Genomic DNA, 22560 nt, shown 5'->3' on the forward strand with positions numbered 1-22560 from the left:
GCTCTTCCGGGCCGCTGTCCGGAGCCCTGTGCGCCGCCAACTCTGCAGACGCACAGCGCCTCCACGGCCGGCCCGTGCCGAAAGGTGTCACTGTTTCCGTGTCCGAGCACCACGTTGCCGCCGCCCGCTTCATACCGGCGCCGCCCGACGCTTCCCGCCCGACGCACCCCTACCGTCCGGCAGCGCCGGGCGGCCCGAACTTCCTCCCCGCAGACGCCGCCGTGCCCGCGCCGCGCCGGGCAGAACCGGCGCCCACGAGCAGGAGCGGCGGCCGGCGCGGCCGCCGCCGGGCACCCAGACGAACCCCGCTGCTCGGCGACTACCTGGGCTATGCCGCGACCTTCGTCGGGGCGGGCCTGATCAGCGGCGCCATCGTGCACCACCCGCTCGATCCCACCCGCTACACCTTCATTGCCGTCATAGGCGCCGTCGTCTTCCTCTGCGCCACCTTGCTCAACGAGTTCGTCCTCACCCGCAGCCACCCCAGCCCCGCGAAGGTCTGCGGCGTGGTGGCGGCTTCCCTCGCGCTGTCGTTCGGCATCGGCATGCTCAGCGGCGGACTGCAGCACTTCGAGGACTTCCCCGAACGTGCGGCGATGCTCATCCCGTTCGGCCTCGCACTGTCCTTCGTCGCCTACGTGCTGCGCCACCAGCCCGCCCGATGGCGCAGCATTGCCGGTCCGGCCGGGATCCTGGTGGCGGTGACGGCGGCCGTCGCCTTCGTCGGTCTGAAGGGCATCGCCGAGGAAATGGCCGCACAACCGGGCGGCGACGGTCACGGGCACAGCCACGGCGAAGAGCCTGCCGGCGAAGCCGAACCGGAGACGACGGGCACGGACGGTCACCAGCACGCCCCAGCATCCTCCGAGAGCCCGGCCCCTGGGACAGCACCGAGCGGCGGTCCGAACGAGGAGCCGACGGCGACAGCCCCTTCCGCCCCGGCCGCCGAGGACCACGGCGAATCAGGGCACAGCCACTGAGGTACCGAGGCCGCGCGTGGGGAGCGGGCGGGTGCGGTCAGCGGGTGTGGTGAGTGCGACGCGATGACTCACGGGCCGCATCCGAGAGCGACGGCGACGACAGGCCCGGGGCAAGGACCGGTCCCTGCCCAGCGCCTCATACCCTGTCTGCCGTGCCAACCTCCCCTCTGCGCCGAGTCGCCGTCCTGGTCCTCGAAGGCGCGAAGCCGCTCGATGTCGGTATCCCCGCGCAGGTGTTCACCACCCGGGCGAGCATGCCGTACGAGGTGCGGGTGTGCGGTGCGGCACCGGGCCTGGTGACCGGCGGCGACGGGCTGTCGTACCACGTCGCCCATGGGCTGGACGCGCTGACGTGGGCCGACCTCGTGTTCATCCCCGGCTACCGGTTCCCGGACCGCGACGATCCACCGCAGGCCGTCGTGGACGCCCTGGTCGCCGCCCACCAGCGGGGCGCGCGGCTCGCCGCCATCTCCACGGGCGCCTTCGCGCTCGCCGCGACGGGCCTGCTCGACGGGAAGCGGGCCACGACGCACTGGCACTACACACGGGCCCTCATGACGAGGCATCCGCTCGTGCGGGTCGACGAGAACGTGCTGTTCGTCGACGAGGGCAGTGTGCTGACCTCGGCCGGCGCCGCCTCCGGCATCGACCTGTGCCTGCACATCCTGCGCGGCGACCTCGGGGTGGCCGCGTCCAACCACGCGGCCCGGCGCCTGGTCGCCGCCCCCTACCGCAGCGGCGGCCAGGCGCAGTTCGTGCCGCGCAGCGTGCCCGAGCCGCTGGGCGAGCGGTTCGCCGTCACCCGGGAGTGGGCGCTGCACCGCCTCGGCGAACCCCTCACCCTCAAGGCGCTTGCCCAGCACGCGGCGGTCTCGCCCCGCACGTTCTCCAGACGCTTCGTGGAGGACACGGGCTACACGCCCATGCAGTGGGTCATGCGCGCCCGCATCGACATGGCCCGCGAGCTCCTTGAACGTTCGGAGCGCAGCGTCGAGCAGATCGCCACCGACGTCGGCCTCGGCACCGGCGCGAACCTGCGCCAGCACTTCCAGCAGATCCTCGGCACCACGCCCAGCGAGTACCGGCGCACCTTCACCCGCGGCGAGTAGCCCCGCCGCGGTCGCCGGGCCCAGGGCATCCTGGCACGATCCTTTCGAACCGTGGCGCTCTCGCCGCGGTCGTCAGCGGGCCCGGCGCGCGAGGCTGGTGGGCGAGACGAAGGGACACGACTCATGACTCGCATCGCCATCAACGGTTTCGGTCGCATCGGACGCAATGTGCTGCGCGCGCTGCTGGAACGCGACAGCAACATCGAGGTCGTCGCCGTCAACGACCTCACGGAACCCGCCACTCTGGCCCGGCTGCTCGCCTACGACTCGACGGCCGGCCGGCTCGGCCGCCCGGTGACCGTCGACGAGGACACCCTCGTCGTCGACGGCCGTCGCATCAAGGTGCTCGCCGAGCGCGAGCCGGCGCAGCTGCCGTGGGCCGAACTCGGTGTCGACATCGTGCTGGAGGCCACCGGCCGTTTCACCTCGGCCAAGGCCGCCCGCGCCCACCTCGACGCCGGCGCGAAGAAGGTCCTCGTCAGCGCGCCCTCGGACGGCGCCGACGTCACGCTCGCGTACGGCGTCAACACCGATGCGTACGACCCGGCGCTGCACACGATCGTCTCCAACGCCTCCTGCACCACCAACGCGCTCGCCCCGCTGGCCTCCGTCCTCGACGAACTCGCGGGCATCGAGCACGGCTTCATGACGACCGTGCACGCCTACACGCAGGAACAGAATCTCCAGGACGGCCCGCACCGCGACGCCCGCCGCGCCCGCGCCGCGGGCGTCAACATCGTGCCGACCACGACGGGCGCCGCCAAGGCGATCGGCCTGGTCCTGCCCAACCTCGACGGCAAGCTGTCGGGCGACTCGATCCGTGTGCCGGTCCCGGTGGGTTCGATCGTCGAACTCAACACGACCGTCGCGCGCGAGGTGACCCGCGACGACATCCTGGCCGCGTACCGCACCGCGGCGGAGGGCCCGCTCGCCGGCGTCCTGGAGTACTCGGACGACCCCCTGGTGTCGTCCGACATCACGGGCAACCCGGCCTCGTCGATCTTCGACTCGGCCCTGACCCGAGTCGACGGCCGTCACGTCAAGGTCGTCGCCTGGTACGACAACGAGTGGGGCTTCTCGAACCGAGTGATCGACACTCTCGAACTGCTCGCCGCCGGCTGACCGGTCCCATCGACGCGCCCCTCGCGATTTCGCGGGGGGCGCGCGCTGTTGCCCGGAGGTATGAGCCCCGACTTTCCCGTACCACAAGTAACATGATCAACTTCTCTCGCGGGTGCAGCCCCGAGAGCGCGTCTCGCGGTCACCTCGGCACCGCACCCCCTCTTCAACTCCCTTCCGTCAGCAATTCCGAGGACCCCGATGCCGTCTCAAGGCGATGCCCTCCAGCAGGCCCGAGCTGCCTACGAACACCACATGCGCACCTGCCGGCAGTGCCACGTCGACACGGTGCCCTGCGCGGCCGCGAAGCACCTGCTGCGGCTGTACAACAACGCCCGGCGAGGCGGGACCGGTGGGCAGGGCTTCCGAGGTCGCTGACCGGCTGGGGTGATCAGTTCTCCTTGAGTGGCGGGTTGGTACGCGGTTCCGGCGCGTTCACATCCATGTGAGTGCTTCATGCATGAAGAGCTTGAGGTCAAGCTCTCGGGTCTCTAAGCCGTCATCTCTCGACATCGTTCGAGAATGTGAACCAGATTCCGCCGCTGGTATTGCCAGCCCTGTCGGCGGCCCCTATCGTCTGCCGCCAGAAAGCGCTTTCCCGGAGTGCTGGGACCACTCCGGGAGAGCGCTCTTGATCAGTGCATCCCGAGGCCGGGTTCGGTGCACAACTCCGCAACCGTCGGAAGCGACGGCTTCTCGTGACGTTGCACAGCGGCAGCTCGTGCACCAGCGCCCGTCAAATGAACCACGGTGAATTCAGGAGACGAGAATGAGGAGACCTGTAGCACTACGACTGTCCGCGGCATCGGCCGCGATCGCCCTGGCGGCCGGCGCCGCCGTGGCCCTCGCGATGCCCGAGGCGTCGGCGGCGACCGGCGGTGTCACCGGTTACGCGACCCAGAACGGCGGGACCACCGGCGGCGCCGGCGGACAGACGGTCCGTGTCACCACCGGCACCCAGATCCACGCGGCTCTGTGCGGCCGCGCCAGCAGCAGCACGCCGATCGTCATCCAGGTCGAGGGAACCATCAACCACGCCAACACGGCGAAGGTCTCGGGCGACAGCTGCAACACGGCCGACGGAGTGATCGAGCTCAAGCAGATCAGCAACGTCACCCTCATCGGCGTAGGCAGCGGAGCCGTCTTCGACCAACTGGGCATCCACATCCGTGAGTCCAGCAACATCATCATCCAGAACGTCACCGTCCGGAACGTGAAGAAGTCGGGCTCGCCCACCTCCAACGGCGGCGACGCGATCGGCATGGAGAGCGACGTTCGCAACGTCTGGGTCGATCACGCCACCCTTGAGGCGTCGGGCGGAGAGTCCGAGGGCTACGACGGCCTGTTCGACATGAAGGACAACACGCAGTACGTGACGCTCTCGTACAGCATTCTGCGCAACTCCGGCCGCGGCGGCCTGATCGGCTCCAGCGAGAGCGACCTCTCCAACGGCTACGTCACCTTCCACCACAACCGCTACGAGAACATCGACTCCCGCACACCCCTGCTGCGCGGCGGCACCGCCCACATCTACAACAACCACTACGTCAGCCTGAACGAGTCCGGCATCAACTCCCGCGCCGGCGCCAAGGCCAAGGTGGACAACAACTACTTCGAGGACTCCAAGGACGTCCTGGGCACCTTCTACACCGACGAACTCGGCTACTGGCAGGTCGGCGGCAACGTCTTCGACAACGTCACCTGGTCCGGCGCCGGCACCGAGAACCACCCCGCCGGCCCGAACCCGCAGTCGAACACCACGGTCAGCATCCCTTACGCCTACACGCTCGACGCCGCCACCTGCGTACCCGACGTCGTGAGCCGCACGGCGGGCGCCGGCAAGGGGCTGCAGGTGTCGGACGGCAACTGCACACCGCAGACACCCGACCCGACCCCGACCACGACGCCGACCCCGACTCCCACCCCCCCGTCGACCCCGACCCAGCCCACCGGCACCAACCTCAGCATCGGAGCCGGATCCGACGGCTCCAGCAAGGCCGACGGCACGAGCTACGGCAATGTCCGCGACGGCAGCATGAGCACGTACTGGTCGCCGACCGGCTCGACCGGCTCCATCTCCATCAAGTGGGGCTCCGCCACCACGGTGTCCAAAATCAACATCCGCGAGGCCTCCGGATCCGAGGGCGTCATCGGCTCCTGGCGGGTCATCAACGCCGACACGGGCGCCGTTCTGACCACCGGCACCGGCGCGGGCGTCATCAGCTTCCCGCAGACCTCACTGAACAAGGTCACGTTCGAGATCACGGGCTCCAACGGCACGCCGAAGGTGGCCGAGTTCGAGACCTACGCCGGGTAACGGCACCGCAGGAGCAAGGCCTGCGAGCGCACACCCGAACCGGTTCGGGGCTCGCAGGACCGGCCACGGCAGTGCTTGCGAGAGGCGGTCCGGTACGTTCTTCCGCACACGTTGAAGGGGTCAGTGGTGACGGGAGAACGGCTCAACGCCGAGTGGCTCCGCGGGTGGTGCGAGCAGACGGAGACGGCACTCGCAGACCTCATGCGGTCGTTCGAGGAACGGCACGGCTTCCCGCCCGACACCAACGCGATCGCGTCGGCCACGGACGAGAGCCACGAAGCCACGGCCGCGCTCGTGGAGCTGACACCGATCCCTTCGGACCTGACCACGCTGTACTGGGCGGTCGACGAGATCTCCCTGCCCGATGTGCACATCGGCTACTTCGTCCACTCCGCTTCGACGACCGCAAGCCACGTCCGCGAGTACGGGCTCCTCCAGATCGAAGGGGAGGAGCCCGCCGTAGTGTTCGCGAGCGATGGCGGCGGCCACCTGTTCGCGCTGGCAGGCTCCGGCCGGGTCTGGCGGTCCACCACCGCCTCCTGGTCCGGCCAGTTCGACCTCGCCGCGGCCGGCCTCCAAGAGTTCTTCGAGGAACTCTCCCGACAGATCAGCCGTCAACTCTGACCGGCAGTCGCGGCCGGCGGCTCCTCGTGGGCGCCCAGCCCCGTGTCTCCCCGCACCAGAACGGGCCGCGCCTCCCAAGGAGTTGACGCCATGACAGCGGCGCGGCGGACTGCGGTGATTGATCCCGTTCTTCACCCCCGACTCGGTATTCGCGGCGTCGTATTTCTTTACGCGTCTGTCATGCCCCTGTAGCTTCCGCTCTGCAATCGATTGCAGCAAGTTGCTGGATGTACTTTCAGCTCAACTCCCTACCCGCTGCCCGCACTCGGAGCCACCATGAGACTCGCCCCCACCAGATACGGGCCTGGCAGACGCATGCGTCCGCTGCGCCGGGTCACCGCCACGGCCGCCGCGGCGGCAGGCGCCATCGCCCTGCTCAGCGGCCCGCCCCAGGCGGGCGCCGCGAGCCTGCCCACCGCCGCGGAGGCGTCGAACACGGCGACCGTCTTCTACTACACGAAGACCAAGAACTGGGCCTCCACCTACCTGCACTACGCCCCCGACGGCGGATCGTGGACCACGGTTCCGGGCGAGCTGATGGAAAGCGCCTGCACGGACTGGGTGAAGAAGACGGTCGACCTCGGATCGGCCACGGGCCTGAAGGCGACCTTCAACAACGGCTCCGGAACCTGGGACAACAACGGCGGCGCCGACTACGCCCTCGGCACCGGGACCATCACCGTCAAGGACGGGGTGATCGCCCACAGCGACCCGTGCGCGGACACCGGCGGGGGCACCGGCAACCAGGCCACCGTCTACTACTCGACCGCCACCACTGGCTGGACCACCGCCAACATCCACTACGCCCCGACCGGCGGCTCCTGGACGACCGCCCCCGGCGTCGGCATGGAAGCGGCCTGCACCGGCTGGTGGAAGAAGACCCTCGACATCGGCACCGCCACCTCGCTGAAGGCGGCGTTCAACAACGGCAACGGCGTCTGGGACAACAACAACAGCGCCGACTACACGATCCCGACCGGCACCACGACCGTGCGGGACCGCACCGTCACCGCCGGCGCCAACGACCCCTGCGCCGCGGAGGAACCGGACACCGAGGCACCGACGGCCCCCACCGACGTCACGGCCGAGGCCACCCACACGTCCGTGGTCGTGAGCTGGGAAGCGGCCAGTGACAACCGGGGCGTGACGAAGTATCAGGTCACCCGCACCGGCGGCACCCAGGGCACGGTGGTGACGGACGTCGGCTCGACTGTCCTCACCGACACCGGCCTGGAGGAGAAGACCGCCTACACCTACACCGTCAAGGCGGTCGACGCGGCCGGCAACACCTCACCCGCCTCGGCGGCGGCAACGGCGACCACCGGCGAGAAGGCCCCACAGCCGGCCGCCGGCACCCCGCTGGGCACCGACCCGCGCAAGGACCCGATCTACTTCGTTCTCACCGCCCGCTTCCACGACGGCGACAGCGCCAACAACCGCGGCGGCAGCCAGCATGTGAAGTCCGGCAACGCGGCCAATGACGACCCCATGTTCCGGGGCGACTTCAAGGGCCTGATCGCCAAACTCGACTACATCAAGGCCCTCGGCTTCTCCGCCGTTTGGGTCACCCCCGTCGTCCTCAACCGCTCCGACTACGACTACCACGGCTACCACGGCTACGACCTCTACAAGGTCGACCCACGACTGGAGTCGGAAGGCGCCTCCTACCAGGACCTCATCAACGCGGCGCACGCCAAGGGCATGAAGATCTACCAGGACGTCGTGTACAACCACAGCTCCCGCTGGGGCGCCAAGGGCCTGTACACCCCGACGGTGTACGGCGTCCGCGACACGCAGTGGAGCTGGTACTACGACGAGAAGAACGAGGGCTTCGAATACGACGGCCTGACCGTCGAGACGAAGTCCGGCAAGTCCTACTACAACGGCGACCTGTGGTCGACGGCCGAGCCGTCCGGCAACACCTGCCTCAACTGGGGCAAGCCCACCGGCGGCAAGAGCGCCGAGGGCTACACCCTCTACAACTGCCAGTGGCCCAGCCCGACTTCGGGCATGTTCCCCCAGCAGTACTACCACCAGTGCTGGATCGGCAACTGGGAGGGCGAGGACTCCCGCTCCTGCTGGCTGCACGAGGACCTGGCCGACTTCAACACCGAGTCGACACCCGTGCAGAACTACCTCATCGGCGCCTACAACAAGTACATCGACATGGGCGTCGACGGCTTCCGCGTCGACACGGCCGTACACATCCCGCGCGTCACCTGGAACCGCCGCTTCCTGCCCGCGATTCAGGAACGTGTCACCCAGCAGTTCGGCGCCGACGCGGCGAAGAACTTCTTCGTCTTCGGAGAGGTCGCGGCCTTCGTCAACGACAAGTGGAACCGCGGCTCGGTCAACCACTCCGCGCAGTTCTACACCTGGAAGGAACGCAAGGAGTACAGCGCGGACGACGAGAAGGCGGCGCTTGAACAGTACGACTACGAGCAGCAGTTGGGCACGGGCAACCAGCCCACCTCCACCAACGCCTTCCTCAACGGCAACACCTACCACACGCCCGATCGCAGCCAGTTCTCCGGCATGAACATCATCGACATGCGCATGCACATGAACTTCAGCGACGCCCAGAACGCCTTCTACAACGGCAAGGACTCCGACGACAGCGTCAACGACGCCACCTACAACGTCGTCTACGTCGACAGCCACGACTACGGCCCGAACAAGTCGAGCACCCGCTACAGCGGAGGCACCGACGCCTGGGCCGAGAACATGTCGCTGATGTGGACCTTCCGCGGCATCCCAACTCTGTACTACGGCTCGGAAATCGAGTTCCAGAAGGGCAAGCAGATCGACTGCGGCCCCACCTGCCCCCTGGCCTCGACCGGCCGGGCCTACTTCGGCGACCACCTGGCCGGCACCGTGACGGCCTCGGAGTTCGGCAAGGCCGACTCGGTGAGCGGCCAGGTCGCCACCACGCTGTCCCAGCCCCTGGCCCGTCACCTCCAGCGACTGAACCAGATCCGCCGGGCGGTTCCGGCCCTGCAGATGGGCCAGTACTCCACCGAAGGCATCACGGGCGAGATGGCGTTCAAACGCCGCTACACCAGCGGAGCAACCGACAGCTTCGCCCTGGTCGCCGTCACAGGCGGCGCCACCTTCACCGGCATCCCGAACGGCACCTACACCGACGCCGTCACCGGCGACGCGAAGACCGTCACCAACGGCACACTGACCACCGCCGCCCCGGGCAAGGGAAACCTGAGGGTGTACGTCCTCAACGGCCCCGGAAAGATCGGAGCTGACGGTCCGTATCTGAAGTGAGGTCCGGCCTGTCCGCTCGCCCCGGCACGGACACCAGGAACGGGGCGAGGCCCATGCGAAGGCATGGGCCTCGCGCCCCGGGCGGGGGTCGGCAGGGTACACGGGCACGCCCAAGGCCTTGCGATGGCACAATGCCGACATGACTGTGATCCGAAAGGACGATGCCGCGTAGGCGTCCGAAGGCCGTCCGCGCCGAGCGATGGCGGCCACCCAGACACATGCCGGTCCGCCGGATTTCGGGCGTATCAGCGCGAACCCGGGCAGCCGTGCGACGTGTTGAAGCCGAACACCTGTGGCCGGACGCGGTTGCTGACGCGCTCAGCCGGTTCGAGTGGGCTTTCAGACAGCCGGGACGATATCTGACCGGCCCGGGCGACAGTCCCGGCATCGAGATCGAGGACGCCCGGGACGACCTTCAGGTGGCTCTGCGGCATCTGCCCAAGGGGGCCCGAGCAGATCTGGGCCGCTTGGTGGAGCGGATCGACGAGGAGTTCGAACGTCGTACGCTGCCGAACCCGGGCTGGGTCAGCGAGTGGACGGCCGGGCGCTGGTGGTGGTGGCGCATTCGGGAACGGTGACGTCGGCTCAGCAGGTAAGGGTGACACCCCGTCGCATACCCTCATGGATGGACAAGACCGATGCCATGTGCATCCACATCCAGGAGGCGATGTTGCTCGGACGGGGCACACGTTTGGTCGCGGGAGCCATGATCGTGGCCTGTGCGGCACTGGTCGGCCCCAGTGCGCCACGCGGTACCCCCGTCGGCGGCTCGCTGCCCGTCGGCGCAGCCAGGGACGTCGTACCGAACCGGGTGATGACGTGGAACATCTGCAACCCGTGCGAGGAGAGCAACGTCGACCGGGCGGCGGAGATCGCCACGTATGCGCCCCAGGTCGTCGGCCTGCAGGAAGCATGTGTGCGCGACGTCGAGCGGATCCGGGACTACCTGGAGAGCCTGTACGGGCTGACCTACCACGTCGAGTACGGATCGGTTCTGCGGAATTGGGGCCGTTGCGGGGGAGTGCCGTGGAGCCCGGGAGCCTACGGCCAGGCGATCCTGTCGCCGGCGCCGATGACGGACCGCGTCGCTGTGGAATACCCCGACGGGGGGTCCGAGGACCGCGGATACATGGCAGTCACCACCCGGGTGGGCGGCCGTCTCGTCCGGGTCTTCAACACCCACCTCGCCGAACGACGCCAAGAAGCGGTCCGAGCAGACCAGACGGACGTACTCGCCGCAGCTGTCGCCCGACACGACCGCGCCATCGTCCTCGGTGACTTCAACGCCGTGCCGGACGCTCCCGAACTCACCCCAATGTGGGCACTGGCCGAGGACGTCGACCCCCAATGCCGCCCTTCGACCCTCGGCACCTGCGAGACGACCACCGAATGGCACACCAAGTTCGACTACATCTTCCTACGAGGCATCGCCCCACTCACCCACCACGTGCAGCCCACCCCGTACTCGGACCACCACCTGCTCCACTCCGACCTGGACCTGACTTAGAGCGGTTCCGAGTGCGGAGACCTTGAGCCGTCGGCGGGGGAGGGGGCGAAGAGGTCGGTCAGTCGATCGCAGTGATCGATCTGCACCTCGGCGAGCTCCTGCAGCCCGACCGGTGACCGGGACACCGGAAGCGCCGGGTCGTCGGTGGCCTCGACGTTGCGGACGATGCCGCTGAGTCCACTGGGGGCATCGACCTCATGTGCAGCGGCGCTGCCGCATGCGGTCTGCACGCGCAGCCCCCTCCGGTCAAACGATAGACTCCAGACGTGAGTTGATCTCCCGGGCGGCCGCCATGTGCAGCCGCGGACGGTCCAGTGCGCCCCCTGAGCGGGGGCCGCCCCAGCGGGCATACCCGTCACCATCACACCGGAGACTCACGCAATGACTGCTCAGCAGCCCCTCGCCTACGACGCGTTTGTCGAATTCGCCGCCGCTGACTCGGCCGTCGTCGGACTTGTCCTCAAAGGCTCCCGAGCACATGAGGGCATGGTCACGCGGCACTCCGATCACGACCTGTACGTGGTCCTCGCCGATGACGTATCAATGGATCTCACCCGGTTCACTGGTCACCGCAGTCCCGAGCTCGACCTCGTCATCGTCACTCTCGCCGAGTTCCGTGCGGCCGGCATGCCTGGTTTCGAGCGGTACGCCCTCGCCCGGGCCCGGATTGTGCTCGACCGCTCCAAGGAGGCATCGCTCGAATTCTGGCCGACAAGGCGCGTCTGGGCACCGACGAGGCATCCGGAGACTCGCGGCGCTGGCTGGACGCCTACGCCAACTCCCTCTACCGCTCCGCCAAGAACCACCGGGACGGCCAGTCACTCGCCGCTCGCCTCGATGCCGGCGACAGCGTTGAGTTTCTACTGGAGCTGCTCTTCGCTCTCGACCGTCGTCCCCGCCCCTACAACAAGTACCTGGAGTGGGAGCTTGCGCGATACCCACTGCCGGGCTGGGACACCGACTTGCTGCTTCGTGCTGTGGACCGGATCTCGGGAACCGGCGATGTCACCGTGCAGCGGCAGCTCTTCGCTGATGTCGAGGCAGCCGTCCGGCAGGCCGGACACGGTGACGTGCTGGACGCATGGGGCAAGGACCTCGACCTGATGCGACCGCAATAGCGCTCAAGCGCTCAATGCACCTTCTCGCTACCGCTCATGAGCGGGGTAGCCATACGGCGTGGGAGCAGCAGCGGCGTCGCCAGCAGAATCACGCCGGCCAGGCCTATGGCTGTCCGCGGGCCGAGGAGGGCGCCGATGAGGCCCCACAGGGCCGTCAGGAGTGCGGTGGTGGCTTTGGTGGTCACCGACCAGGCGGTGAGGGTGCGGGCAATTCGGTCGGTCGGGGTGCGCTGGAGGCGGTAGGTGGCGTGGACGGGGTTGAAGATGCCGCAGCAGAGGATGAGCCCGAGTTCGACGCCGATGACGAGCAGCAGGCCTGCGGTTCCCGACCCGAGGAAGGCAAGGCCGACGGGCCAGACGGCGCGCAGGGAGCCGGCAGCGACCAGCACCCGGTGCCGGCCGAACCGGGCGGCGAGCGGTCGGGCCAGACGTGAACCGAGCAGTCCGCCGATGGAGGGTACGGCGAAGGCGAGGCCGTACTGCCACGGTGCGAAGCCGAGTCGGTCGAGCATCAGGACGGCCAGGAGCGGCTGGGTGGCCATCACCAGGCCGTTGAACAGGGCGGTGTTGAAGAACAGCGGCCGCAGCGTGGCGTCGGCGAGGATGTGCCGCCAGCCGTCGAGCAGGTCCCCGGCCCGCAGGCGCGTGTCCTGCCGGCGCTCGGGTAGCGGCTCGTGCCCGCCGATTCGGCGGAGGCCCAGGGCGGAGAGGAGGTAGCTGACGGCGTCGGCCACCACCGTCGACACCGGACCGAGCAGCCCGGTCGCCGCGCCGCCCAGCGGGGGCCCGATGATCGTGGTCGTCCAGGCGGTCGATTCGAGGCGGGCGTTGGCGACGAGCAGGTCCTCGTCCGGCAGCAGCGTCTTGAGGTACGCGCCCGAGGCGGCGCGGAAGGTGATGTCGGCCGCCGCGACGACGACCGAGACCGCAAGGAGCTGAAGAAGGGTGAGCACGCCGAGGGCGAACGCGGCGGGGATCGTCAGCAGCGCCGCGCAGCGCACCAGGTCCATCGCTATCAGCACGGACCGCTTACGGCGGAACTCCACCCACCCCCCGAGCGGCACCGCGACGGCCGCGCCCACCGCGGACCCCACGCCGGCGAGCGCGGCGACCTCGGCCGGCCCGGCGTGCAGCACCTGGATGGCGATCAGGGGGAACGCGCCGAAGGCGAGCCAGGTGCCGAGCGCGCTGGTCCCGTACGCGCCCCACAACCACCCGAACCGCGGCCCCAGCCGATGCCCGCTCCCGCTCCCGTTCCCGCTCCTCACGCCCGACGCCCCTCGCCCCTTGACCCGCACAACCATTTCGCGACCGGAAGCATCAAAGCGAGCGCCGCACCATGGGATCAAACAACCGCAGCGTCCTCAGACACAACCAACGGTTGTACTCGTAGGGTGTCGGTATGGATCTCGACACCGTGCGGACCTTCGTCGTCGCCGCCGAGGCGGGGCAGTTCCAGGAGGCCGCCGCCGAGCTGGCGATCACCCAGCAGGCCGTCTCCAAGCGGATCGCCGCGCTGGAGCGCAACCTGGGCGTGCGGCTGTTCACCCGCACCGCGCGCGGCGCCGAACTCACCATCGACGGGCAGGCGTTCCTGCCCCACGCGCGCGAACTGCTGCGCGTCGCCGAGCGCGCGGAAGCATCCGTGCGTACCGGACGCCGTCCGCTGCGCGTCGACGTGATCGCCTCGCGCGGCGCGGCGACGGGCCTGATGCGGGCTTTTCACCGCGCGCACCCCGACATCGACCTCGACGTGGTGATGCTGCTCGACATCGAGACGGCCGTTTCCGCCATCCGCTCAGGCACGATCGACGCGTCCTTCCGCGCCGTGGCCGCGCCCGGCCGACCCCTCTTCGAGGAGATCGAGTCCGCCCGGGTGCTCGACGAACCGCTCCAGCTGCTGACCGGCCCGGCGCACGCGCTGGCGGGCGCCCGGTCGGTGACCCTCGCCCGGCTCGCCGGGCACCGGATCTGGATGCCCGGCATCGTCCCCGGTTCCGAGTGGGCCGCCTACTACGACGACCTCGTGGCCGAGTTCGGCCTCACCATCGAGGTGACCGGCCCCAACTTCGGCTCCGACGCCCTCCTCGACACCGTCGCCGACACCCCGGCCCTGGCCACCTTCATGGGCGGGCGGACCCGCCTCGTCTGGCCCGCCGGCCACGGCCTGCGCCTCATCCCGGTCACCGACCCGACACCCGTCTACCCGCACTCGCTTTTGTGGCACCGCGACAACCCCCACCCGGCGCTGGCCACCCTGCGCGCCTACCTCGCCGCCACAGCCGCCGGCCAGGACACCACCGGGACCTGGGCACCGGGCTGGGTGATTCCGCGCTGATGGCACAACGCGGTCCACGAGCCGCCGCACAGCGGCTCAGCCGTGGGGAATTCGGGCTTGGGCCGGAGACCGGCCGGGGCGCTCGATGTGACTTGGTTCCGGCAGGGCGGGCCAGTAGTGCTCGGTGAACAGGCGGGCGACGAGTTCGCCTCGGCTGGAGACGCCTGCCTTGGTGAAAACGGTCTTGAGGTGGTCGCGGACTGTGTGCGGGGAGATGAACAGTGCCGTGGCGATCTCGGTGGTGGTCATCCCACGTGCGACGAGCTGGGTGATCTGGAGCTCCCGCGGGGTCAGGCCGTACGCCTCGGCGGCCAGGACCGCCAGGTCGGTGGGTGCGGCGGGCTCGATGACGAGGGCGATGGGGCCGGACCGGCCGCCGGGCCCGGTGAGGGCGGAGGCGTGGCAGTTGAGCCACTGGCCCTCGGTGGTGCGGATGCGCACGCGGGCGTGGCCGTGGTCGCGGCCGTCGGCGATGGCTCGTGCCTGGAGGGCCGTGCCGATCACCCAGATGGGCAGCTTCAGTTCCAGCGGTGAGGGGAACGAGGGCCCCTTCGGCAGTAGCGCGAGGTAATGCCGTGCTTCGTCATTGATCGACACGGCGTCGCCGGAGTCGTTGAAGAGGATCAGGCCGGGCGAGGGTGAGCCGGTGCGTCGTGCGGGCTCGGGCGGCCCGGCGAAGCCGCGCAGGCGCGCGGCCAGGGGGCGGGACAGGCCGGCGAGCAGCGTGATCTCGTCCGTGCGGAACGCGTCGGTGGTGCGGAACAGGCTCACCAGGCCCCATGGCCGGTCGCCGATCCGCAGTACGGCGCGCAGTTCGTCGTGTACGCCCTGGCGGAGCAGGAGGCGGCGGAAGCGGGTGCTGCGGGCGGGCAGATCGCCGGTGGCGGCGCGCAGTCCGGCGGCCGGTACACGCGCGCGTGCCAGGTCGCGGAACGGCACGATGTTCTCTTCCAGGAGTTCGCTCTCCCAGTAGGCGGCACAGCCCTCACCGTCGCCGAGGTCCTCGGTCAGCATCGGCGCCGTGATCAGGCCGGTCTCCGGGTCGGCGGCCGTCCACACGGCCGAGTGGTAGGGCACCAGCCGTCGCAGCCCGGCCGCGGCCCGGCTGAACAACTCCACTGCGTCGGCGGCCCGTTCGGCGGCCGACAGCACCGGCCGGGCTGGATCGGTCATACGTATCCCCTCCGCCGGTCAGCCTGCCCGGCCTTCCGTATGGCGCCAACCCCTCGTTCGAGGGGGGTATTTCAGGCCGGTCGCCCCTGTGCGGGGGATGGGGCTGGGCGGCGGCGTTGGCGAAGGTCGATGACACACGACCACCGAAGAGGGAGATCATGGATATCGCGATTGTCGGAGGGGGTTCGGCAGCGGTCGGACTGCTGGACGCGCTGGCCGCCCTGGAGGGCGAGAGCGGCACGATCACGGTCTTCGAGCCGTCGCCGCATCTGTGGCGGGGGCGGCCGTACGGCCCGGACCTGGATGCGGTACTGGTGAACTCGCCGCCCGCTCTCATGTCGATCCGGCACGGCGACTTCGGCCACTACGCGGCCTGGCTGGGGGAACGAGGCGCCGACCACGTCGACGAACTCCTGGGCCAACCGCTGGTCCCGCGTGCGCTCTACGGCGAGTATCTGGCGCACACCGCCGAGAAGGCCGTCGCGGCCCTGAACGAGCAGGGTTGGCTCGTGCACATCGTTGCCGCGCGCGTGACCGAGGTCGCCCGCCGCGGAACCCGACTCGTGCTGCACACGCACGACACAGAGGAGTACGAGGCCACGCATCTGGCGCTGTGCGTGGGCGGAGGAACACCCCCGGACCTGTACGGCCTCGCAGGCAACCCGGGCTTCACCGCCGACCCCTACCCGATGGCCGACGCACTGGACCACGTCCCCGCCGGGGGAGATGTGGCGATCATCGGCAGCGGCCTGACCGCCGTGGACGTCGTCGTGTCGCTCGCCGCGCGGGGTCACCGGGGACGGATCGCGCTCCTGTCGCGCAGCGGGGTGCTGCCCCACGTCTGGCAGCGCCCGGACGGCCGGCGCCCGCGGCATGTGACGGCCGAACGGGTGGCGGCGCTGCACAAGGCCCGCGGCGAGGTCACCCTCGACGACCTGATCGGGCTGCTGCGCGCGGAACTGGCCGACGCGGGTGAGGACTTCGACGACCTCGCGGCCGACCTGCTGGACCCTGCGGCCGAGGACCCGGTCCAACGGCTCCGGCGCCAGATGGCCGCCGTCGACGATCCCCGGATCGGCCGCCGCGTAGTGCAGCAGACGGCGCACAGCGTCGGACCGTACGCCTGGCGGCTGCTGCCCGAATCCGACCGCGCCCGGCTACGGCGCCACCTGCGCACGGCCGTCAGCGTGGCCTCGCCCATGGTTCCGGTCAACGCGTCCGTGCTGATGCGGCTGTTGGATGCCGGCCGGCTCGCCGTGCTGGCCGGCGTCCGAGCGATCGAGCCGGCCAACGGGCGGTTCAGGGTGCGACACGACGACGGCGAGCGCACCGCGGAGATCGTCGTCAACGCCGTGAACCCGCCGCCGCAAGCCGTCCCGGCCGCCGCCCGGCAGCTGGTGCAGTCCCTGGTGGGCACCGGCCTGGCCACGCTCCACCCGTCCGGCGGCCTGATCCCCGCCGACCCGCGCGTGCACGTGGTCGGAGACATGACCGGTGGCGGCTCGTTCATCACCTCCAGCATCCCCGGCATCGCCGCCCAGGCGGCCGGCACCGCGCAGGCCTTGCGGACAGCATGAGTCACGGACTCGCGGCAGCCGGCCCGAACCTGGCCCTGGCCACCGACCAAGGCGTTGCCGTGATCCGCACCCACCACCTCTGAAGACGCGTCCTGCTGCCAGGACCTGACGCCGCATCCGCGTTGTGCGGTCAGAACTCCCAGCCCAGCTCTCGCTCATCGATGACGACCCGTTCGTAGCAGTCCACGAGATCGCCGGTCTCCATCGCGGTGGCAGTCATGTCGAGCAGCGCCGGCAGCGAGGCCCACATCGGATGCGGACCGAAGCGGCAGCCTTCCTCATGGTCGGCGTTGCCGATCCGTCCGCGCCGCTGCGTCGCACGTTCATCGATCACCAGATAGTCACCGGCCCCGTCCGCGGCGAAGGGGATCCACTGCCGGTGCCACCAAGGCCCGTACTCGCCCTCGGGATCGCCCTCGTCGGCGTCCGGCCTCCCCGGCCCGGAGATTGTGGTCCGTGTCCTCCAGGCGTCCGCGATCTGCTCGGTGCTCAGCATCATCCAAAACGGCGGCAGCAGAACGCCGATTCCTGTTCCGTCGTGCCGAAGCAGCGACTCCGTCAGCGGACGGGGGAAGGCCAGGCCGGTGGCCTGCTCTGCCAGCGCGATGGCTTCCGGCTCGGCGGGGGGCGCCAACTCGGCGAAGGTGCGCGGCGCGTTGTCCGCGAGCCACGCCTCTATGCGGGTCCAGGACTCGGATATGGAGGAAGTCATACGGCGGAGTGTCCCAGTCGGCGGACGCGACGGCCCTGCATGATGCCGTTCCTGTCCTGCCTCTTGATGGACCGTCAGGTCTGCTGATGAGATCTCTCGCACCAGTCGTTCAGAGCCTGCCGGAGGTCCGCCTGTGTACCGACGTCTGTTCGCCGCGCTCGTCTGCTGTGCCCTGCTGGGAGCCGGGACCGCCGCCCAGGCGGGCACCACGGCCGGTGCCGGAAGGGCCGTGGAGGACGTCGGCGCGCCGCTCGCCGCGGACATCCCCCGGATCACCGACGAGCGTGGCCGGGTGCTGACCCTGCGAGGCTGGAACGTCGAGGACAAGGTGCACCGCGGGGAACAGGCGCTGTCGGCGATCACCGAGCGGCATTTCAGGGACCTGCACGACAACGGCTTCAACTTCGCCCGGCTGCTGGTCTTCTGGGACGACCTTGAGCCGGAGCGCGGCAGATACAGCGAGGACTATCTGCGCCGGATCGAACGTGTTCTGGACTGGGCACACAAGTACCGCATACGTGTGCTGATCGATGCCCACCAGGATGTGTTCGGGCCCGCCTTCGGCCACCGCGGCATCCCCGCATGGGCGACCAGGACGGACGGGCTGCCGTTCACCCCGCACCCCGAGGACTGGTTCTCGGAGTACTTCGAGCCCGCCGTGCAGCGGGCGTTCACGCACCTGTACGAGGACGCCGACCTGCGGCGCGCGCAGACCGGCATGTGGCGGGTCCTGGCCGGGCGCTTCGCACACCACCCGGCCGTGCTCGGCTACGACCTGATCAACGAACCCATGGGCGAACTCGGCCCCGGCGAGGACCTGCCCACCGCGGCCGCCCGGATCGAGGCCGAGCAGCTCACCCCCATGTACAACCGGCTCGCCGACGCGGTCCGCTCGGCCGACCGGGACGCCTGGATCTTCTTCGAGCCCACCCCGATCGTGGGCGAGGGCGTGCCGACCGCGCTCGGCCGCATCGACGACCCGAAGACGGTGTACGCCCCGCACTTCTACAACACGGCGATGGAAGCCGGCGCCGACTACGACCCGGCCGCGGGCTGGATCGAAACCTACGAGGCGGCCGTCACGGTCTATCCCCGGCAGCACGGCGTGCCGGTGGTCGTGGGGGAGTGGGGCCCGCTCAACAACGCGCTGCCCCGCATGGGCCGCTTCTACTCGGACGCCCTCGTCTCCCTGGGCCGCTACACCTCCGGCTGGGCGGGCTATGTGTGGTGCTACGGCGGCGGCTACTGCGCCCTCGACGACACGGGCACCCTGCGGCCGAACAAGGACCGGACCGCCGCTCCGTACGCCGCGGCCGTCGCCGGGACGGTCACGGCCGAGAACCACACCCCCGAGACCGGCGCCTACCGCCTCACCTACCGCGCCGGCCACGGCGTCACGGAGATCCGCGTACCGTCCCGGGCGGGCGGCTGGCGGATCTCCCTGACAGGCCCCGCTGTCACGCCCACCCCCAACCTGCCGGCGGGCCGCTCGGTCACCGCGCGCGTCCATGCCCGCCCGGGCGCCGAGGTGACGGTGGTGGTCATACCACGCTGACCCGGCCCCGGCGGCCGACCGACGGCCCAAGGCTGAGAGGGGCGCGGTCAGGTCACGGAATGAAGGACAGCAGCCGGATCACCGGTCGCGCGGCGTTGCCGGGATCGTCGCCGAGTCCGTCCGGGAGCGCGCCGCTCAGCCACAGGCCGGCGAAGCCGTGGACGATCGACCAGGCGGCCAGCTCGGAGGTTTCGGTGGCCGATGCCGACGACGCCGCGAGGGCCGCGCCGAGTGCGTGCCCTGCGCGCTCCTGCGCGCCGATCAACTCCGCGTCGTCGGCGTGGTACAGCGCGGGCTGGAACATCACCTCGAAGTGCGCCGGGTGCGCGGCCGCGAACCGCACGTAGGCCACGCCGGCCTCGACGAGGTCACCGCCCGCGGCGGTCACGGCGTCGGCCAGCAGATCGAAGCCTTCGGTCGCCAGCGCGGTGAGCAGGCCGGGTTTCGCGCCGAAGTGGTGCTTGAACGCCGCGTGCGAGACCCCGGCGCGGCGGGCCACGTCGCGCAGGCTCAGCGCGGCGGCCCCGCCCTGCTCGATGGCTTCGACGGTCGCCGCGAGCGCTGCCCGGCGCAGGTCTCCGTGGTGATAGGGCCGATCAGTCATGCCCCGCATCTTACCGTTGACAACATTGCGGGCCGCCCCTATCTTTCCAGTGGAAACTTACCTGTCGGCCAGATGGAGGTCCCGATGGAACCACTCCTCGCGCTCCTGGTCGGTTTCGGCGCCGCCCGGCTGGCCGGACTCGCCGGCGTCGACGCCCTGGACGGCTGGCATCCGGCGCTGCGGTGGGGACTTGCGGTGATGTTCCTGCTCACCGCGTTCGCCCACTTCTTCCCGAAACTCCGCGCCGACCTCATCGCCATGGTCCCGCCGACGCTGCCCCGCCCCGGTCTCCTCGTCACGCTCACCGGCATCCTCGAAATCGCCGGAGCCATCGGCCTCCTGATCCCGGCGACCGCGCGCCTCGCCGCGGCATGCCTCATCGCACTGATGATCGCGATGTTCCCGGCGAACGTCTCGGCCGCCCGGCGCCACACGGCCCAAGGCGACCCACTCGGCCCGCGCACCGCACTGCAACTGGTGTTCATCGGCGCGGCGGTACTCGTCATCCCGTGACGGGCTGCCCTGCGCCGGCGGGCGTACGGCAGCCACGCGCGGGAGCGAACGGCGTCACCAGTTGTAGACGATGTCCCCGTTGCTGTTGACCATCTTGAACGTTCCGTCGCCCTGGTCGATCACACACCCGAAGCCGCCGTCCCCGGTCTCCCCGCAGAAGGTGTCGGCGCCGGCCGGGCCCGCCACGGCGAACCCGCCGCCCAGCAGGACGCCGACGGCCGCGACAACGACGGCGAGCCTCCTGGCCCGCTTGCGGCCCGGCGTGGTGGTGGTGTTCCGCTGCATGGGTAACTCCCTGCTTCCGATGGGTTGTCGGTCACAGGGAGTTCGGAGCGGCCACCCTACCGGCTTGCTTTTGGGCGGAATTGGGATGGTGCGGGCCGCTTAGTGGATCAAGAACCGTGGTCGACCGCGGCGTCTGACGTCACCCGTCGTCCGCCGGGGCTGCTCACTGGGGCTGCGCGCGGCGGTCGAGCACCTCGTAGTGCACCGACTGCTTGTCAAAGTCCGAGAGCACCGCCTGGGCGGCCGGCGGCACATGCGCCGTCTCGTAGTCCTCGCCCATGAACGCCCGTACGGAGTCGAGCGCGTCGAACCACATCAGCGTCATGAACTCGACGTCGTTCTCCCGTTCGCGCCGGACCAGGTCGATCGAGAGGAACCCCGGGATGCGCCGCGCCTCGATCCCGGGAATCACCTGCCCCCGGACAATGCGTTCGTACGCGTCGGCGTTCTCCGCCGTGGTCCAGCCTCGCCACAGTCGACAAATCATGCCCCGACTGTATGCGCGCCGCCGCGACCGGACGACCGCATCCGCGTCCTGCTCGAACATCCGTTGTCCGAGCGGGAGTTGTGACGTGTTTCTTACGTCGGCCCCGGTGGGGCTGACGCGGGGATGTCGGCCGATGTGGACTCCTGATCGACCGGATGTGTCGATCTTGCGATGGAGTGAGCATGAGATGGATTCGCTACGTGGTGGTCGTCGCCGCGGGCCTGGCGACGGCGTTACTCGGTGTTCCGGCTGTGGCGTGGGCGGCTGTGCCTGATGTGCCCGAGGCGTTGCGCATCTCCAACGGCCCCTATGCGGGCTTCCAGTTGTGCGGCGCCCAGAGCCCGCCGACGTTCAGCACCGCCAACGGTTCCGCCCCGCTGTTCGCCGCCGACGTCCGGGGCGTGGACCCCCAGCCCGGTCTGGACGGGACGATCGAGCTCGCGCGTGCGGGCGAGCAGCCGTTCCGTACGTATCAGGTGAACACGGGGCCGGTCGGGCACGTATGGGGAATCGAGATACCCACCAGCACCTTCAGCCCGGGTGACTACCAGTGGCGGATCCGTGCCGAGAACGGCGACGGGCCCTCCGCCTGGTCCGCCTGGTGTCCGTTCACGGTGACCGGCTCGCAGCCCACTCCCACCGAGTTCTCCTACAGCCCGAACGGCGGCAAGCACTGCCTGGACGTGAGCGGCGCCAGCACGGCGGATGCCGCGCGGGTCCAGCTGTGGGAGTGCAACGGCTCCCTGGGCCAGACCTGGCGGATCACATCCGAAGGCACCTTGGTGAACCCGCACTCGGGCAAGTGCCTGGACGTGGCCGACGGGGGCACCGCGAACGGCACCAAGGTCCAGATCTATACGTGCAACGGGACCGGCGCCCAGCAGTGGCGCTATGACCAGCCCACCCCGGCCGCCTTCAGCAACCCGGCGTCCGGCAAGTGCCTGGACGTGCCCTACGCGGACTTCACCAACGCCGTCCGGCTGCAGATCCACGAGTGCAACGGCACCAGCGCCCAGGTGTGGAAGCAAATGATCCCTGCCTGACGGCAGAACGAGGAGGCCCAGGGGCACCGGTGCGGTGGCCCTGGGCCTCCTCTTCTTGTGGCCGGTCCGCAAGATGTTCCAGCTGATGTGAGGCCGGGGCGGTCGCCGTCATGGATTGCGATCTGACGATCCCTGAGCAGCTATCCGACCTGCCCTTGTAAGCAAATTACGAAATCAACGCGAGATCTTGCGTTCACTTGGAGTGAGTGGTTGAGTGTGCCGC

General features: G+C 69.7%; 20 protein-coding genes and 1 pseudogene. 14 read left to right on the forward strand and 7 right to left on the reverse strand.

Translation table 11 applies throughout. From position 1 onward, the window contains the following. Positions 1-98 precede the first annotated feature (98 nt). The 8 genes from AB0Q90_RS24870 to AB0Q90_RS24905 all read left to right on the forward strand — a co-directional run bounded on the left by AB0Q90_RS24870 (position 99) and on the right by AB0Q90_RS24905 (position 10932). Positions 99-980, forward strand: coding sequence for a hypothetical protein (locus AB0Q90_RS24870; RefSeq protein WP_363161573.1), 882 nt, complete (start codon positions 99-101; stop codon positions 978-980). A gap of 152 nt (positions 981-1132) precedes the next feature. Continuing rightward, entirely contained in the window at positions 1133-2089 is a 957-nt protein-coding gene (locus AB0Q90_RS24875; protein WP_363161574.1) for a helix-turn-helix domain-containing protein, read from the forward strand. A gap of 123 nt (positions 2090-2212) precedes the next feature. Continuing rightward, positions 2213-3211, forward strand: coding sequence for a type I glyceraldehyde-3-phosphate dehydrogenase (gene gap, locus AB0Q90_RS24880; protein WP_363161575.1), 999 nt, complete (start codon positions 2213-2215; stop codon positions 3209-3211). Positions 3212-3977: 766 nt separating this feature from the next. After that, positions 3978-5525, forward strand: coding sequence for a pectate lyase (locus AB0Q90_RS24885; RefSeq protein WP_363161576.1), 1548 nt, complete (start codon positions 3978-3980; stop codon positions 5523-5525). Between the two features lie 126 nt (positions 5526-5651). Next, on the forward strand, positions 5652-6149 hold the full coding sequence (locus AB0Q90_RS24890; RefSeq protein WP_363161577.1) for a hypothetical protein: 498 nt from the start codon (positions 5652-5654) through the stop codon (positions 6147-6149). 315 nt (positions 6150-6464) lie between these two features. Continuing rightward, entirely contained in the window at positions 6465-9425 is a 2961-nt protein-coding gene (locus AB0Q90_RS24895; RefSeq protein ID WP_363161676.1) for a carbohydrate binding domain-containing protein, read from the forward strand. 266 nt (positions 9426-9691) lie between these two features. Continuing rightward, the gene (locus tag AB0Q90_RS24900; RefSeq protein ID WP_363161578.1) at positions 9692-10003 is read left to right on the forward strand and encodes a hypothetical protein; all 312 of its coding nucleotides are present in this window, start codon (positions 9692-9694) and stop codon (positions 10001-10003) included. 47 nt (positions 10004-10050) lie between these two features. Beyond that, entirely contained in the window at positions 10051-10932 is an 882-nt protein-coding gene (locus AB0Q90_RS24905; RefSeq protein ID WP_363161579.1) for an endonuclease/exonuclease/phosphatase family protein, read from the forward strand. Here AB0Q90_RS24905 and AB0Q90_RS24910 read toward each other — a convergent pair. Beyond that, on the reverse strand, positions 10929-11162 hold the full coding sequence (locus tag AB0Q90_RS24910) for a hypothetical protein (protein WP_363161580.1): 234 nt from the start codon (positions 11160-11162) through the stop codon (positions 10929-10931). The genes AB0Q90_RS24905 and AB0Q90_RS24910 overlap by 4 nt on opposite strands. A gap of 151 nt (positions 11163-11313) precedes the next feature. Here AB0Q90_RS24910 and AB0Q90_RS24915 point away from each other — a divergent pair. Continuing rightward, positions 11314-12050, forward strand: a pseudogene (locus tag AB0Q90_RS24915) (hypothetical protein). A gap of 11 nt (positions 12051-12061) precedes the next feature. Here AB0Q90_RS24915 and AB0Q90_RS24920 read toward each other — a convergent pair. Then, positions 12062-13318 carry an MFS transporter gene (locus AB0Q90_RS24920; protein ID WP_363161581.1) on the reverse strand — a complete coding sequence of 419 codons (1257 nt, stop codon included), beginning with the start codon at positions 13316-13318 and terminating at the stop codon, positions 12062-12064. Between the two features lie 134 nt (positions 13319-13452). Here AB0Q90_RS24920 and AB0Q90_RS24925 point away from each other — a divergent pair, with 134 nt between their 5' ends. Then, the gene (locus AB0Q90_RS24925; protein WP_363161582.1) at positions 13453-14388 is read left to right on the forward strand and encodes a LysR family transcriptional regulator; all 936 of its coding nucleotides are present in this window, start codon (positions 13453-13455) and stop codon (positions 14386-14388) included. Between the two features lie 36 nt (positions 14389-14424). On the opposite strand, the gene AB0Q90_RS24930 is transcribed toward AB0Q90_RS24925, so the two are convergent. Next, positions 14425-15561 carry a helix-turn-helix transcriptional regulator gene (locus tag AB0Q90_RS24930; RefSeq protein WP_363161583.1) on the reverse strand — a complete coding sequence of 379 codons (1137 nt, stop codon included), beginning with the start codon at positions 15559-15561 and terminating at the stop codon, positions 14425-14427. 158 nt (positions 15562-15719) lie between these two features. On the opposite strand from AB0Q90_RS24930, the gene AB0Q90_RS24935 reads away from it, so the two are divergent. Continuing rightward, positions 15720-17138 carry an FAD/NAD(P)-binding protein gene (locus AB0Q90_RS24935; RefSeq protein WP_363161584.1) on the forward strand — a complete coding sequence of 473 codons (1419 nt, stop codon included), beginning with the start codon at positions 15720-15722 and terminating at the stop codon, positions 17136-17138. A 130-nt stretch (positions 17139-17268) separates the two neighbouring features. On the opposite strand, the gene AB0Q90_RS24940 is transcribed toward AB0Q90_RS24935, so the two are convergent. Continuing rightward, positions 17269-17850, reverse strand: a complete 582-nt coding sequence (locus AB0Q90_RS24940) for an SMI1/KNR4 family protein (protein WP_363161585.1) — start codon at positions 17848-17850, stop codon at positions 17269-17271. Between the two features lie 133 nt (positions 17851-17983). Here AB0Q90_RS24940 and AB0Q90_RS24945 point away from each other — a divergent pair, with 133 nt between their 5' ends. Further along, the gene (locus tag AB0Q90_RS24945; RefSeq protein WP_363161586.1) at positions 17984-19405 is read left to right on the forward strand and encodes a cellulase family glycosylhydrolase; all 1422 of its coding nucleotides are present in this window, start codon (positions 17984-17986) and stop codon (positions 19403-19405) included. Between the two features lie 52 nt (positions 19406-19457). On the opposite strand, the gene AB0Q90_RS24950 is transcribed toward AB0Q90_RS24945, so the two are convergent. Then, complete coding sequence (locus AB0Q90_RS24950; RefSeq protein WP_363161587.1) at positions 19458-20009, reverse strand: TetR/AcrR family transcriptional regulator; 552 nt, start codon at positions 20007-20009, stop codon at positions 19458-19460. Positions 20010-20093: 84 nt separating this feature from the next. Here AB0Q90_RS24950 and AB0Q90_RS24955 point away from each other — a divergent pair, with 84 nt between their 5' ends. Then, complete coding sequence (locus tag AB0Q90_RS24955) at positions 20094-20522, forward strand: DoxX family membrane protein (protein ID WP_363161588.1); 429 nt, start codon at positions 20094-20096, stop codon at positions 20520-20522. Positions 20523-20576: 54 nt separating this feature from the next. On the opposite strand, the gene AB0Q90_RS24960 is transcribed toward AB0Q90_RS24955, so the two are convergent. Both AB0Q90_RS24960 and AB0Q90_RS24965 read right to left on the reverse strand, forming a co-directional pair. Continuing rightward, positions 20577-20807 (reverse strand): hypothetical protein, encoded by a 231-nt coding sequence (locus AB0Q90_RS24960; protein WP_363161589.1) that lies wholly within the window; start codon positions 20805-20807, stop codon positions 20577-20579. A gap of 163 nt (positions 20808-20970) precedes the next feature. After that, on the reverse strand, positions 20971-21294 hold the full coding sequence (locus AB0Q90_RS24965; RefSeq protein ID WP_363161590.1) for an antibiotic biosynthesis monooxygenase: 324 nt from the start codon (positions 21292-21294) through the stop codon (positions 20971-20973). 182 nt (positions 21295-21476) lie between these two features. Here AB0Q90_RS24965 and AB0Q90_RS24970 point away from each other — a divergent pair, with 182 nt between their 5' ends. Then, positions 21477-22337, forward strand: coding sequence for an RICIN domain-containing protein (locus AB0Q90_RS24970; protein ID WP_363161591.1), 861 nt, complete (start codon positions 21477-21479; stop codon positions 22335-22337). Positions 22338-22560: the final 223 nt, after the last annotated feature.

This window comes from Streptomyces sp. NPDC079141 (genome assembly GCF_040686775.1).
GTDB lineage: Bacteria > Actinomycetota > Actinomycetes > Streptomycetales > Streptomycetaceae > Streptomyces.

Bases quoted from the DNA above. Each gene is read 5' to 3' on its own strand.
- AB0Q90_RS24930 (WP_363161583.1), bottom strand. From the start codon at position 15,561: ATGACCGATCCAGCCCGGCCGGTGCTGTCGGCCGCCGAACGGGCCGCC.
- AB0Q90_RS24955 (WP_363161588.1), top strand. From the start codon at position 20,094: ATGGAACCACTCCTCGCGCTCCTGGTCGGTTTCGGCGCCGCCCGGCTG.
- AB0Q90_RS24960 (WP_363161589.1), bottom strand. From the start codon at position 20,807: ATGCAGCGGAACACCACCACCACGCCGGGCCGCAAGCGGGCCAGGAGG.
- AB0Q90_RS24905 (WP_363161579.1), top strand. From the start codon at position 10,051: ATGGACAAGACCGATGCCATGTGCATCCACATCCAGGAGGCGATGTTG.
- AB0Q90_RS24965 (WP_363161590.1), bottom strand. From the start codon at position 21,294: ATGATTTGTCGACTGTGGCGAGGCTGGACCACGGCGGAGAACGCCGAC.
- AB0Q90_RS24940 (WP_363161585.1), bottom strand. From the start codon at position 17,850: ATGACTTCCTCCATATCCGAGTCCTGGACCCGCATAGAGGCGTGGCTC.
- gap (WP_363161575.1), top strand. From the start codon at position 2,213: ATGACTCGCATCGCCATCAACGGTTTCGGTCGCATCGGACGCAATGTG.
- AB0Q90_RS24935 (WP_363161584.1), top strand. From the start codon at position 15,720: ATGGATATCGCGATTGTCGGAGGGGGTTCGGCAGCGGTCGGACTGCTG.
- AB0Q90_RS24895 (WP_363161676.1), top strand. From the start codon at position 6,465: ATGCGTCCGCTGCGCCGGGTCACCGCCACGGCCGCCGCGGCGGCAGGC.
- AB0Q90_RS24970 (WP_363161591.1), top strand. From the start codon at position 21,477: ATGAGATGGATTCGCTACGTGGTGGTCGTCGCCGCGGGCCTGGCGACG.
- AB0Q90_RS24925 (WP_363161582.1), top strand. From the start codon at position 13,453: ATGGATCTCGACACCGTGCGGACCTTCGTCGTCGCCGCCGAGGCGGGG.
- AB0Q90_RS24950 (WP_363161587.1), bottom strand. From the start codon at position 20,009: ATGACTGATCGGCCCTATCACCACGGAGACCTGCGCCGGGCAGCGCTC.
- AB0Q90_RS24885 (WP_363161576.1), top strand. From the start codon at position 3,978: ATGAGGAGACCTGTAGCACTACGACTGTCCGCGGCATCGGCCGCGATC.